Here is a 13,908-nt window from a genome sequence, read left to right on the forward strand (position 1 = left end):
CTAGTTGAAAGAGCGCTGCCAAAAAATGCGTTACAAGCCGAGCCTTGCGCGCAATTTTTTATGCTTGAGCGTGGCGTCATGTTACAAAAGTTTCATCTAGTGTTTAAGTTTTATAGATCCGAAGCCCTAATATTAGGGAACGACATGGGTATTTCAGGGGCAATTTAATCGTAAATTACAAAACGAACTTATTAGCTAAATAGGTGATAAATTTATGAAATTTACTTTAACCCTATTATTTTATGGGACTTTCTTTGCAGGACTACTCCTCAAACTTTTCACATACCACCTTGATTGACATTCATTTGATGATTGACTCGATATGCTTATATACTTTTCTTGAAGCCTAATTCATAATGTTTTTAATATGATGCAGTGAGTAATACACAAAAATTATTTTCAGAATATGCTTTTTTATTAAAGCTCAATTCATAATATTCATTTAGAATTGAATGGTGTGTACAATAAAAATGAACAATTTGCATCCATATAACAAAATAATATTTATAAGAATATGGAACAAGTACTTGCTGTTGCAGTCAAAATATTAGTATGACATAACTATAATATGAGCAATCATCATGTAACAGCCCATCTGGGTTAGTTCTGGTTGCCAATTGAACGGAGATTTACTTGTGAAATTCCCTGATATAAAAAGAGCAAGCGGCTTTACGCTCTTGGAGCTATTGGTAGTAATGGTCATCATCGGGTTACTGGCTGGTTATGTTGGCCCTAAATATTTTGCTCAAATTGGCAAATCGGAAGTTAAAACCGCAAAAGCACAAATCGATGCTATCGGTAAAGCGCTTGATCAATACCGCCTGGATACTGGACACTACCCCACCAGTGAACAAGGCTTGGCTGCATTGGATACCCGCCCAGCAAACGAACCTAAATGGGAAGGTCCTTACCTGAGAAAAAATGTTCCGCCAGATCCATGGGGAAAACCCTACCTGTACAAGCAGCCTGGTGAACATAGCGAATATGATCTGCTTTCCTACGGAAAAGATGGCCAGCCAGGCGGTAGTGGTGATGCTGTAGATATTACCAACTGGTAACGAACCATGCATTATGCAATCAAAGCCCTGCGTGAAGACGGCAGCGTAATAGCCCTGACTCTGGAAGCCACTGACGAAAGTGACGCTTCACGACAAGCTATGAGCCAAGGACTGACTGTACTCACAACCAAGCCGCAATTGGCTTTGTCAGGGCTCTTCGCCAAGCGCAATACTCACTTCCCGTTAGTTCTGTTCAGCCAGGAATTACTGGCTCTGCTGGATGCGGGATTGAACCTGGTAGAAGCGATTGAAACCCTGGCAGAAAAAGAGCAACGTACCGAAACACGTAAACTGCTGGACCAGTTAATCAAGACGTTATACGAAGGCCAGACCTTTTCTGCAGCTTTGCAACACTTTCCAGAAGCGTTTCCGCCGCTTTATGTTTCCACAGTGCGCGCCAGTGAAAAAACAGGTGGATTAAGCGAAGCAATCACTCGCTATATTGCTTACCAGTCACAGCTGGATATCGTACGCAAAAAATTGGTTAATGCTTCTATTTATCCTGTATTACTCATGGTAGTCGGTGGCTTGGTCACATTATTCCTGATGGTTTATGTTGTGCCAAAATTCAGCCACATCTATGAAGACATGGGTGGAGACCTGCCCTGGATGTCGCGCATGTTGATTGAATGGGGTAAATTACTGGAAGCCCATGGTAGTACCATGCTGGCTGTGACAGTTGGTGTACTGACTTTGTTTATCTATTTCTTTACACGGGTTGAAACCAAACGCTGGATCGGTGAAAAATTATGGCTGGTTCCGGTGATTGGCGAACGCATGAAAGTGTACCAACTGGCGCGCTTTTACCGTACTGTAGGCATGTTGTTACGTGGCGGCATTCCTATCACCACTGCATTGGATATGGTGTCCGGTTTACTGGCCCTGGCGCTCCGTGGTAGCTTGCAGGGTGCTATTCTGAAGGTTAGGGAAGGCAGTCCACTTTCCGTTGCAATGGAAATGAATGCATTAACTACCCCGGTTTCACTTCGCATGTTACGAGTGGGCGAGCGAACCGGCAACATGGGCGACATGATGGAGCGTATTGCCGCCTTTTATGATGATGAAATGGCACGCTGGGTAGATTGGTTCACCCGACTCTTTGAGCCTATATTGATGGCAGTGATTGGCCTGATTATTGGTCTGATAGTGGTATTGATGTATATGCCTATCTTTGAACTGGCAGGGAGTATTCAATGAATTCCCCGAACACAAATGCAATCCTGCTTACTGAAGCACATGCCAGTGAAATTCCGGCATCCGTTATGCGAGAAGCTCGTGCTGAGTCTGCTCGCAACAACCGACGCATTATCGACATTCTGGAAGAAAGATTAGGATTCCCCGCACAAGATTTTGTGGCAAGTTTGGGACTTACACTGCTCTACCCTGTCGCCTCAATGGGGGAGTTACACCAGTGGTCAATCGCCTTTGACGTCCTCCCTTTTGCACAATCACTACAAAAAGAATGTATCGCCTTCCGCAATAGCGAAGAGCAATTGCTGCTGGTTTTTGCCGATCCATTTGCTCAAGATATTCAAAGCTGGGCTGAAGAAATCATCACTCAGCCATTCCGTTGGTACCTCGCACAACGAGCCGATATCACGGCGTACCTGGCACGGCATGAAGAGTCCATGCGCGCCATGGAAAATGTCATGCCTAGCGACCGGCAGGAAAACAGCCCAACCGCCGGAATCGAGATACTTTCGCTCAAATCCATCAGTGAAGACACCAGCCCAGTGGTCAAACTGGTCCATTCCACGCTATATGATGCGCTTAAACTCAATGTCAGCGATATTCACCTGGAAACCACACATAGCGGTCTGACCATCAAATACCGTATCGATGGCGTCCTTTCTTCCGTAGGTTCTGCACAGGGATTGGAGCAGGCAGACCAGATCATCTCCCGCATTAAAGTCATGTCTGAACTAGACATTGCCGAACGCCGCATACCACAGGATGGCCGTTTCAAAATTGCAATGCAAGGCAGGGAGATCGATTTCCGGGTTTCGATAATGCCCAGCATCTTTGGCGAAGATGCAGTGCTGCGTGTGTTGGACAAACAAGCCCTGGCTGATCAAGTCAAAGGGTTGCGACTGGATTATCTGGGGCTGGATGATCTCACTATCTCGCAAATGCGTCGGCTCTACAATGAACCTTACGGCATGGTATTGGTTACCGGCCCAACGGGAAGCGGCAAAACAACCACTCTTTATGCAGCAATTTCGGAAATCAACCACGGCCTGGACAAAATCATCACCATTGAAGACCCGGTAGAATACCAATTGGCTGGCGTATTGCAAATTCCCGTGAACGAGAAAAAAGGTCTGACGTTTGCCCGAGGCCTGCGCTCCATTCTGCGTCATGACCCGGACAAAATCATGGTAGGTGAAATACGTGATCCAGAAACCGCACAAATTGCAGTACAGGCAGCACTTACAGGACATTTGGTATTCACGACAGTCCATGCCAATAGCAGCCTGGATGTGATTGGCCGATTTTTACACATGCAAGTTGATCCATACAGTTTCGTCACCGCGCTCAACGGCATTCTTGCCCAGCGACTGGTAAGGGTAAACTGCCCTCATTGCGCTGCACCCGACACACCAGATGCGCAACTTCTGGCAGACTCCGGCCTTACACCAGAAGAAACTGCTGGATATACCTTTCGCAGTGGATTGGGATGCGGGCAATGCCGAGGTTCCGGCTACAAAGGACGGAAGGCAATAGCAGAACTATTGAATCTGAATGATGAAATCCGGGAACTGATCGTAGCCCGCGAACCTATTCGGCGCATCAAGGAAGCGGCCAGAAAAAACGGCACACGCTTCTTGCGTGAATCAGCGCTGGATCTGGTAGCCAAAGGTGAAACCACGTTACAGGAGGTGAACCGTGTTACCTTTGTGGCGTGATCAACTTCGCATTGGCATAGCGCCAGACAGATTGATTCTGGTCAGAATCGGCAAAGGCTTGCGCCCGAAAATCACAGAAAAACAGGTAGTGAAATGCCCTCCACAATCTGACCATCATTGGGAATCCCCCCTTAACGTATTGGCTAAATGTTTAACAGAACCAAAATGGCAAAACGCCAATGCTTCAGTCATTGTGTCCAATCACTTCGTTCGCTACCAAATCGTACCCTGGAGCCCCGATATCACCGGAGAACAGGAGCAAACTGCTTTTGTAAAACATTGCTTCACTAAAGTTTACGGTGAATCCACCAATAACTGGGCGCTTAGTTACAGTGAGAGTCCAGCTGGCTCCCCGGGTATAGCCAGTGCAATTGACCAGCCATTATTGGATAGCCTCAAAAAAACCGCGTTATTGGGCAAATTACGTTTGCATTCAGTGCAACCTTATCTGATGCCAGCCTTCAACCAGAACCGCCAGCTATTCAAAGCAGGCTCGGCATGGCTGGTTATTCTTGAGAAAGAAAAATTATGTATTTCTCTTTTTCACGAACAAAAATGGCAAAGCATCAGCACCAAACTGATCGAAAAAGATGACTGGGCGTCGGAACTGCCTTTTCTGCTTGATCGCCTTTGGCGCCTGACAAATCTGGACAACCCGCCCAGCAAGGTGTTTCTGATAGCGCCAGGCCAGCAGCTAACTTTACCTCGCAAGGATAAATGGGTCATGCAACAACTATTACCCAAAGCACAATTTGGACTCTCATCCAAAGATATAACCCGGTACGCTTTGGTTATGGAAAATTAGACTGGTGCGCGCTCTTTCTCTCGATTATCTGCAGACCAAAACCACCTCAGCCCTGACTGGTTTCTTGCTATTACTCATTGGCATTTCAGCAGCGGTCACGATAGGCCTGCAATTTCGTACCCTTAACACTGCACTATCTGCTGCTGAAGAAAATGCCGGACACCTCGAAAAACTGGTGCAAAAAAACAGTGGCATCAATACTCAAACCAAGCTCTCGCCAGAAGCAATGGAAGAAGCAAAGCAGGCCAACGCAACCCTGCAGAAACTTGCCTTACCCTGGGAAGGCCTTTTCAAGTCGCTGGAATCATCCAACCCCGATACCATTGCGCTACTGGCCATACAGCCAGACGCTGGCAAACAGGTAATGAAACTCAATGGGGAAGCGAAAGATTTGAATGCAATGCTGGATTACATTAAGCAGCTTCAACAGGATAAAATATTGGCAAATATTTCCTTGCTTACTCATGAAATAAGCCAGCGTGACCCAGAAAAACCCGTTCGATTTACCTTAAGTGCAACATGGAGAACACAACCATGAAAGCATGGATATGGTCAGTCAAACGATTACTGAGCCGCGCCGGCTGGATGGGGATTGTTGGGATTACACTCATCGCGTTCAGCGGGGCTTTTTATCTGTCTTCTGTCGTTCCAGAGCAAAATCGTCTTGAGCAACTCAAACTGGAATCCACCTCACTTCGTCATCGCGCACAAGTTGCCTTGAGCAATGGTGGCATAGGCAAAGCAAACAATACCGAAACGCAACTGGCTGCATACTACCGGTTTTTCCCTCAAGCAATTGATAAAAATGACTGGCTTGCAAAAATATACAGCGCAGCTGAACACCAGCAATTGGTGCTGGAAACGGGAGAATACCGTTTCATCCCTGATCAAAACAAAAAGCTTTCTCGATACCAAATTATCCTGCCATTAAAAGGTACTTATCCACAAATTCGAAAATTCGCAAACGAAGTACTGACTGAAGTCCCGGTTGCGGCGATAGATGACATCAGTTTTAAGCGCGAAACCATTGGAGCGGCTTCGCTGGACGCTCGTATAAAACTGACATTATATTTTGGAGCCCCTTGATGGCAGTTCCAAAAACAACTCGCTGGATTCTCATTTCAACTGCGCTGCTGCTCACGCTTGGGGCTGTTTTCTGGGTCAGCAATCAGGAAGAATCTGCGACAGCCAAAAATGAATTTACGCTTTCAACCCACGCAAAAACCACTTCAAAAAAACATAATGACTCCGTAGAGTCAACTAACGTGATTCAACTTGATAAACTGAATAGATCATCGCTCGATGCACATGCTGATTTGAATGATATTTTCAAGGGCAAGTCCTGGTATGTGCCACCACCTCCTCCCAAACCGCAGCCTCCACCACCGCCTTCTGCACCACCGCTTCCCTATACCTATATGGGTAAACTGATAGACGGTGGAAAACTTAGCATTTTCCTGAGCAAGCAGGATCGAAATTTTATTATCAAGGAAGGGGATACTCTGGAAGGTATGTATCGCGTGGAAAGTATTACTCCTTCAAACATTACCCTTACCTATATTCCGCTCAACATCAAGCAGATCATGCAAATCGGAGAAATGAATTGAAATTGAATGTATGTAACCGCTGCTGGCTAGTTTTATCTCTGATTACCTTGCTCATTTCAGGATGCGCAGGCGAAAAGGCTTTCCGTGATGGCAAAAGTTTATTGGCCGAAAGCAAGATTGAAGAGGGATTAGCGCAATTAGAAACTGCTACCAAAGAAGATCCGAAAAATATTGAGTACCGTGCCTATCTTCACCGTGAGCGCTTGAATCAGGTAAATCGATTATTGTTGCAGGCGGACAGCCTACGCACTGCCGGACAATACGATGAAGCCGAAAAAATGTTCACTCGTGTTCAAAAAATCGATAAAGAAAACAAACGTGCAGCGGATGGATTGCAACAATTACAAAATGATCGAAAACATAATGTCGAGTTCAATAAGGCAAATGAGCAATTCACGGCAGGCAACATTGATGCATCTCAATCTATTGTTCGCGCAATATTAGCTGAAGATCCCAGCCATCTGCCCAGTTTAAAACTACAACGCGCAATTGACGACCAACAAAAGCAAAGTGTGATATCCAATCCACCGCTTGCCTCCGGCCTCAAAAAACCGATCACCTTAGAGTTTCGTGATGCCAATATGCGCTCGGTTTTTGAAGTTATTTCACGCACTTCAGGCATTAATTTTATTTTTGATAAAGACGTACGTCCAGACCTGAAAGCAACGGTATACGTCAAAAATTCGTCTATCGAAAATGTCATTAATTTACTGCTCATCACCAATCAACTGGAAAAACGTATTCTCAGTGAAAACACCCTGCTGATCTATCCGAACACACCAGCCAAGGCAAAAGACTATCAGGAACTAGTTGTTAAAAGCTTTTACCTGGCGAATGCCGACGTGAAGCAAACTTTAAACATGATTAAAACCATGCTTAAAACACGCGATGTATTTATAGATGAAAAGCTTAACTTACTGATGATGCGTGATACGCCTGAAGTTATTCGTCTCGCAGAGAAACTGATTACAGCTCAGGATATGGCCGAACCTGAAGTGATGCTGGAAGTAGAAGTACTGGAGGTTAAACGTTCCAAATTGACTGAATTGGGCATTCAATACCCCAACCAGTTCACTGTGTTGAACTTAACAAATTCCAACACGGTAACTACATCTGCAGGATCTATTGTTGCCACCACGCCCAGTGTAGTGGCCAGCCAGCTTACTGTCGAAAGCCTGAAAACACTGAACGCCGGTAAAATCGGAATATCCAGCCCTGTGCTCAATCTCAGAAAAGAAGACAGCGACACAAACATTTTGGCGAACCCACGCATTCGCGTAAAAAATCGTGAAAAAGCCAAAATTCATATTGGTGACAAAGTGCCCGTCATCACCACCACCAGCACCGCCAATGTGGGAATCTCTGAATCTGTGAGCTATCTGGATATTGGACTGAAACTGGATGTAGAACCTAACATTTTCCTTGAAAACGAAGTAGGCATTAAAGTCGGACTGGAAGTCAGTAATATCGTGCGCGAGATCAAGAGCAGCACAGGCACGCTGACCTATCAGGTCGGAACTCGTAATGCCGTAACCAATCTCAGATTGAAAGATGGTGAAACCCAGGCACTCGCAGGGCTCATTAACGATGAAGATCGTGCCAGTGCAAGCAAGATACCGGGTTTAGGTGATCTGCCTTTGTTCGGGCATTTGTTTTCAAGTCATCGTGACGAGCATTCCAAAACCGAAATTATATTGCTGATCACCCCGCATATCGTACGCAATCTGGTACGACCTGACTCAGATATTACTGAATTTACTTCAGGCACAGAAACCAGCATTGGCGCAGCGCCTCTTTTCCTGGGCACCGCCACACCCAAAACTGACAAGGCCCCTTCTGGCCAGCCTGTTATCAGTCTTTCCAGCCCGCCAAAAGGTGTATCTACAACAAATCCCGCTGCGAATCAAGCAACTACTGGCATACCGGTTCAACTCGGATTGATTGCCCCTCCACAGGCTAATATTGGGAAGGAATTTGTCGTAAACGTCAGTGCGGCTGCATTTAATAACGTTAAACAAACTTCCTTTGAGGTGGTCTATGACCCGGCAAAACTGGAAGTCACTAAAGTTCAGGCAGGCAATTTCCTGGAACAGGATGGTCAACCAACCGACTTCACGCACACTGGAGAAGGTTCTGGCTACTTACGACTCAATTTTGATCGCGAAGCACCCGTAAATGGTAGTGGAAACCTTGCCATCATTTACATGCGGCCATTACCCGGAAAAACTGGGCCTACGTCACTCAGCATTTCCAATCCGGAAGTGGCTGACATGACAGGGAATCCTGTAAAAAGCAGCGCCACGCCTCCGCGCCCATTAATGATAGTGCCCTGAAAGCCTTATGCTGTTATCGTCCCAAAAAAAAGGATTCACGCTTATTGAACTGGTGATCACCATTGCGATTGTTGCCATACTCGCAACGGTTGCACTGCCGTTAACATCATTAACTGTACAGCGGAGCAAAGAACAGGAATTACAGGCATCCCTGAGACAAATTCGTGATGCCATCGATGCCTACAAGCAAGCGGTAGATGACAAACGTATTATAAAAGCGGCTGATGAATCAGGTTATCCAAAATCACTGGAGACATTAGTTGAAGGTGTAGTCGACGCAAAAAGCGCCAATAAGGAAATGATCTATTTTTTGAGACGAATTCCACGGGACCCCTTATCCAAAAACCCGAATGCAACGGCGTCAGAAACCTGGGGCAAGCGCAGTTACAAAAGCCCTCCTGATGCTCCCCAGGAAGGCGAAGATATTTATGATGTCTATTCACTATCGAGTGGCACTGGATTAAACGGCATTGCATACAGGGAATGGTAACCATGCCAAAAAAATCTAAACACAATGCTTTTACCTTGATTGAGCTGCTGGTCGTGATGGCCATCATCGCTACTTTGCTCAGTATTGCTGTACCCCGCTACTTCCATAGCCTGGAAAAATCCAAAGAAGCCATTTTGAAGGAAGATCTAAACATCATGCGTGATGCGATAGACAAATACTATGGAGATAAAGGAAAGTACCCTGACTCACTAGAGGATCTCGTCAGCAAAAAATATATCCGTAAAATCCCGCCTGACCCGATCACGGAAAGCGAAGCCACTTGGGTTGTCATTCCGCCAGAGGATGCCGAAAAAGGGGGGGTATATGATATCCAGAGCGGAGCGCCGGGAAACAGTCGGGACGGGTCACCCTATAATACTTGGTAAATACTCAATAAACATGTGTTAGCCTATTTTTCCAGCACATTGGAAGTGCTATTGCGGCCCTAAAACCCGCAATAATTCTTCCAATGTCGTCAAACCTTGATTTACCTTATTAAAACCGTCTTCAATTAACGTAGAGGTACCTAACTTTCGCGCAAGGTTGTTTATTTCCAGGATTGTCGCACCACTTGCAATGAGATGGCGCATTTCGTCATTGGGCACCAGCACTTCATATAAACCTATTCTGCCTTTATAACCACTGCCGTTACAATGCCCACAACCTTTCCCCTTGGAAGCAGTGACGCTTTCCTGCCTGAATAATGGCCCAAGGCGTGCCATAAGCGCTTGATCTGGTAAATCAGGTACGCGACAATGATCGCAGATTTTCCGGACCAGCCTTTGTGCAATCACGCCTTCCAAAGCAGTCGCCACTACATAGGGTTTCAGGCCCAAGTCAAACAGGCGTGAAATAGTTGCAACGGCCGAATTGGTGTGCAGCGTGGAAAATACCAGGTGACCAGTAAGGGCAGCATGAAATGCCACTTCGCCAGTCTCATAATCACGGATTTCTCCCAACAGAATTACGTCTGGATCCTGCCGCAGGATAGAGCGTAAAACAACAGGAAAGGTCAACCCGATCTTCTCTTTGATCAGCACTTGACCAGCTTGATCCATATAATATTCCACCGGATCTTCGATGGTGACATAATTTTTAGTCGGCGATGCATTGTGCTGCAACAAGGCATAAAGCGTGGTGGTTTTACCACTTCCAGTGGGGCCGGTTGTAAGAATCAATCCCTGGGGTTTATCAACCATATTCAGGACCTTCACCAAGTCCGACTTGGAAAACCCTAACCCCTCCAGGCCAACAATGGCTGAATTGCGATCAAGAATACGCATTACAACCTTTTCGCCATTGATAGTCGGTAGCGTTGAGATACGCAAATCCACTATACGCATTGGGGTTTTAACCGTGATACGACCATCTTGCGGTCTGCGCCGCTCGCTGATATCCAGCTCCGACATGACTTTAAGCCGTGAAACCAGTGACTGGTGCAAATGATGTGGAATATTAATTTTGTCCACCAGCACCCCGTCTATTCGATAACGTACTACGACACTCTTGGTGCGAGGCTGAATATGAATATCACTAGCGCCCAAACGGATCGCTTCCAGCATAACCGCATTTAACAAGCGGATTGCAGGTGGTTCATCGGTGCCGCGCAGCAATTCATCGAGTGATGCGTTATCTTCTTCCTCTATGACAACTTCAATTCCTTCATAGGGATCAGGGCTGGAAACCAACGTTTCCAGTTCTTTAAAATCTATTTCTTCTGCACCGTACACCTCTGCGAGCTTGCTCTTGATAGCGGCCACATTAGCCATCACAGGCTGGATTTCCAGTCCGGAAACAAAGCGTAAGTCATCAATCAGTCCGGTATCCATAGGGTCTGCTACTGCCAGCAGCAAACGTTTTCCCTCCAGTCTGAGCGGCACGACCAGTTGCCGTTCACAAAAACTGTGAGGCACAAGGGAAGCCACGGTAGGATCCACCTGAAATTCGGCAAGAGAAACTTCCTCAACCAGCAAATCCTTGCGCAAAATATCGCGGATGGTTTTTTCTGATACCCAATCATGCTCTAGCAGCAGCTTGATCATGGGTTCCTTCCGTTGCTGCTGCAACCGATACAGTTCCTGGACCTGCTGACTATTCAGCAAATTGCGTTTATTGAGCATGATGGCGAGCTGACTGCGATTGGTAACAGTCAGTTTGGAAAGCGCAGAAATTTCATTTGATTTCTGCGCGTTGTCTTTCTGCAGTGCTTTGTTTTTCTGAATCAGATCGTACTGTTCCAATGCCAATCCGACTGTGATGCGAAGATCATCATCATTCCAGGGTTTCAGAATGAATTTATACACGGCACCTTCATTGATGGCACCCATCACCGCTCCAGTGTCCGCATGGCCGGTCAACATAATTCGTATCATGTCCGGATGCAACGCTTTGGCCTGTTTCAGCAAATCTGCGCCATTCATGACCGGCATCATATAATCGGAGATCATGAGTTGAAACGGTTCTTTACTTAGCAGTTCAAGCGCTTCCAAACCATTTGGAGCAGTAACGACCGTATAATTTTCCTGGCGAAAAACCCGCTGCAATGCTTTTAGCACATTTGGCTCATCATCGACCAAAAGAATCCGGTAACCTGCTGATTTAGGCAATTCATGTTCTTGATCTTTATCAGGCGCACTACCTGTAAATAAGGATGCGTAACGAGTCATTCAGTTTCCTGCACAAAGTTTTATACATTATGTTTACGCTACTATGGTTCAGCACGCAACTTAAGCTACCCTTCTTAATAACCTGAACGGAAAAAACAAGATCATTATTCCACTACAGGCAAATAAATCGTAACCGTTGTTCCCACGCCTATCTCACTTGCCACTTCCAAAAAACCACCATGGGCCATTATTACATCCCTGCTGACTGTCAGCCCTAAGCCAGTACCCTGCCCCACATCCCGAGTAGTGAAAAAAGGGTCGAATATTCGCGGTAATGCCTCTGCCGGAATACCACTTCCCGTATCGGCTATCTGAATGCCGATCTTTCCATTCGAAAAGTTGGTTTTAATCCGTATTTCACCACGAGTTTTCATGGCCTGAGCTGCATTGAGCAGCAAATTCAAAAACACCTGATTTAACTGTCCCGGGAAACAACGCAACATCGGCAATTCACCAAGTTCCAAAACAATTTCAGCCTGGCTGCTGATCTGATTTGCAGCTACATTACACACTGATCGTATATTGTCATTAAGGTTAACGCTTTCTTCTTCGGCCTGGTCTACATTAGAAAATCCTTTAAGATCCGCTACAATACGTGCCACCCGATCCGAACCCGATATGCTCTCCTGCAACAATGCATCAAAGTCATTAAGCACAAAGTCCAGATCAGCGGTTTTCCATGCATTAACAAGCTTCTCTCCCCCCTCTGACTTCACCAGGTCTGCCATGGAGCGGCATTTTTTTACGTAAGACTGTGCAGCACTCAGATTACTTTTAATAAATCCAATAGGATTATTAATTTCATGGGCGACACCCGCAGCCAGTTGGCCGATTGAAGCCATTTTTTCAGCTTGGTATAACTGGCGTTGAGCTGAATCAATCATCTTAACCTGTTCCTTTACCCGCTCATCCAACTGTTCCGCCAGAGCCTTATAACGGGATTCCGATTCCAATAGTGCCGCGTGCTTACGCTGAAGTTCTTCATAATCTGACTTCACAACCTCAATATGCATTTCAGAGGCCATAAAATAACGTGCACCGGATTTCATCAACAACTGAAGCAAGTTGACTGCGGCCCGCAGTTTGGCTTCATCAATCTTTTCTGTAGAAATCGTTTCCAGATAACCAACGGATTCAAGATCATAGCTGAGTGAAATTCGGTTGCTTGCCTCGTTAAAGGCGATTGTCTCTCCTGCAATCAGATCTCCATTTTCAGCAACTACGCGGAACTTTGAATCGAGTAACACAGACATCACAGCGCCCAGCCTATCCTCTGAAATACCAGACAGCAGATCACGCAAACTTAATTCGCTGTCGTATCCTCTAACCGGGATTTCCATCCGGCTCTCCTACAACAGCACGAATAAATGCAGACATTCCAATCTGGTGCGTTTCTTGCAATGAAAATGCCTTATTCAGTGCTGGATAAACCGCTTCCAACAGCTTGATAAATGATTCTTTCACGCCAGTACCCACTAGGGCTGAGGCGAACACCAGAGGCCATGGCGCTGCCGACCAACGGTCCTGAATCTCTGTTTCGGAAAGAATGTGGGGCAGATCACGCTTATTAAACTGTACGACTAATGGCAGAACATCAAAATCAAGACCTACACGACGTGCATTATCTTCCAGATTCTGAAATGACTCGGAATTATTGATGCCTTGCGAACGCTGGGAATCGGCCACAAATACAACACCATCTGCCCGTGAAAGCACCGCCTTGCGCGTTGCATCATGTACTACTTGCCCCGGCACTGTATATAACTTGAACTTGATTAACCAACCGGATTGCGTGCGAAAACCCAAAGGAAGCAAATCGAAAAACAATGTTCGATCATTTTGAGTTTCCAGAGTCATGATTTCACCCTTCAAATCGGGTGCCAGCATGTCATGCAATTGCATGACATTAGTAGTCTTGCCACTCATAGCCGGGCCATAATAAACCAGCTTAATGGTGATTTTGCGATTAATTTCGTCAAATTCTGCCATCTTTAAAGTGTAGACCTTATATTATTTGCAAAATAATCTCACCAGCGAATGGAA

Annotated in this window: 13 protein-coding genes; 10 read left to right on the forward strand and 3 right to left on the reverse strand. The window is 45.9% G+C overall.

All coding sequences use genetic code 11. The features are described from left to right. Window positions 1-635 precede the first annotated feature (635 nt). From gspG to EDC63_RS05090, 10 genes are read left to right on the forward strand one after another with little or no spacing between them, the layout of a single operon-like run. Window positions 636-1,058: a type II secretion system major pseudopilin GspG gene (gspG, locus tag EDC63_RS05045; RefSeq protein ID WP_223248337.1), complete on the forward strand. Its 423-nt coding sequence runs from the start codon at window positions 636-638 to the stop codon at window positions 1,056-1,058. Window positions 1,059-1,064: 6 nt separating this feature from the next. Next, window positions 1,065-2,255 carry a type II secretion system F family protein gene (locus tag EDC63_RS05050; RefSeq protein ID WP_124947052.1) on the forward strand — a complete coding sequence of 397 codons (1,191 nt, stop codon included), beginning with the start codon at window positions 1,065-1,067 and terminating at the stop codon, window positions 2,253-2,255. Then, complete coding sequence (locus EDC63_RS05055; RefSeq protein WP_124947051.1) at window positions 2,252-3,964, forward strand: GspE/PulE family protein; 1,713 nt, start codon at window positions 2,252-2,254, stop codon at window positions 3,962-3,964. The genes EDC63_RS05050 and EDC63_RS05055 overlap by 4 nt, the downstream gene beginning before the upstream one ends. After that, window positions 3,945-4,769: a hypothetical protein gene (locus EDC63_RS05060; protein WP_124947050.1), complete on the forward strand. Its 825-nt coding sequence runs from the start codon at window positions 3,945-3,947 to the stop codon at window positions 4,767-4,769. The genes EDC63_RS05055 and EDC63_RS05060 overlap by 20 nt, the downstream gene beginning before the upstream one ends. 4 nt (window positions 4,770-4,773) lie before the next feature. Then, window positions 4,774-5,307 (forward strand): PilN domain-containing protein, encoded by a 534-nt coding sequence (locus EDC63_RS05065; RefSeq protein ID WP_124947049.1) that lies wholly within the window; start codon window positions 4,774-4,776, stop codon window positions 5,305-5,307. Then, window positions 5,304-5,855, forward strand: a complete 552-nt coding sequence (locus tag EDC63_RS05070) for a hypothetical protein (protein ID WP_124947048.1) — start codon at window positions 5,304-5,306, stop codon at window positions 5,853-5,855. The genes EDC63_RS05065 and EDC63_RS05070 overlap by 4 nt, the downstream gene beginning before the upstream one ends. Beyond that, window positions 5,855-6,376: a hypothetical protein gene (locus EDC63_RS05075; protein WP_124947047.1), complete on the forward strand. Its 522-nt coding sequence runs from the start codon at window positions 5,855-5,857 to the stop codon at window positions 6,374-6,376. The genes EDC63_RS05070 and EDC63_RS05075 overlap by 1 nt, the downstream gene beginning before the upstream one ends. Then, window positions 6,373-8,709, forward strand: a complete 2,337-nt coding sequence (locus tag EDC63_RS05080; RefSeq protein WP_124947046.1) for a secretin N-terminal domain-containing protein — start codon at window positions 6,373-6,375, stop codon at window positions 8,707-8,709. Before EDC63_RS05075 ends, EDC63_RS05080 begins: the two co-directional genes overlap by 4 nt. A gap of 7 nt (window positions 8,710-8,716) precedes the next feature. Then, a complete protein-coding gene (locus EDC63_RS05085; RefSeq protein WP_124947045.1) occupies window positions 8,717-9,199 on the forward strand; it encodes a type II secretion system protein in 483 nt (160 codons plus the stop codon). A gap of 2 nt (window positions 9,200-9,201) precedes the next feature. Continuing rightward, window positions 9,202-9,585 (forward strand): type II secretion system protein, encoded by a 384-nt coding sequence (locus EDC63_RS05090; protein WP_223248336.1) that lies wholly within the window; start codon window positions 9,202-9,204, stop codon window positions 9,583-9,585. Window positions 9,586-9,633: 48 nt separating this feature from the next. On the opposite strand, the gene EDC63_RS05095 is transcribed toward EDC63_RS05090, so the two are convergent. The 3 genes from EDC63_RS05095 to EDC63_RS05105 form a co-directional block, all read right to left on the reverse strand. After that, entirely contained in the window at window positions 9,634-11,865 is a 2,232-nt protein-coding gene (locus EDC63_RS05095; protein ID WP_124947043.1) for an ATPase, T2SS/T4P/T4SS family, read from the reverse strand. Between the two features lie 104 nt (window positions 11,866-11,969). Beyond that, entirely contained in the window at window positions 11,970-13,205 is a 1,236-nt protein-coding gene (locus EDC63_RS05100; protein WP_124947042.1) for a sensor histidine kinase, read from the reverse strand. Next, window positions 13,189-13,854 (reverse strand): GTP-binding protein, encoded by a 666-nt coding sequence (locus EDC63_RS05105; protein ID WP_124947041.1) that lies wholly within the window; start codon window positions 13,852-13,854, stop codon window positions 13,189-13,191. Before EDC63_RS05105 ends, EDC63_RS05100 begins: the two co-directional genes overlap by 17 nt. Between the last annotated feature and the right edge of the window lie 54 nt (window positions 13,855-13,908).

This window comes from Sulfurirhabdus autotrophica, from assembly GCF_004346685.1.
Lineage (GTDB): Bacteria > Pseudomonadota > Gammaproteobacteria > Burkholderiales > SMCO01 > Sulfurirhabdus > Sulfurirhabdus autotrophica.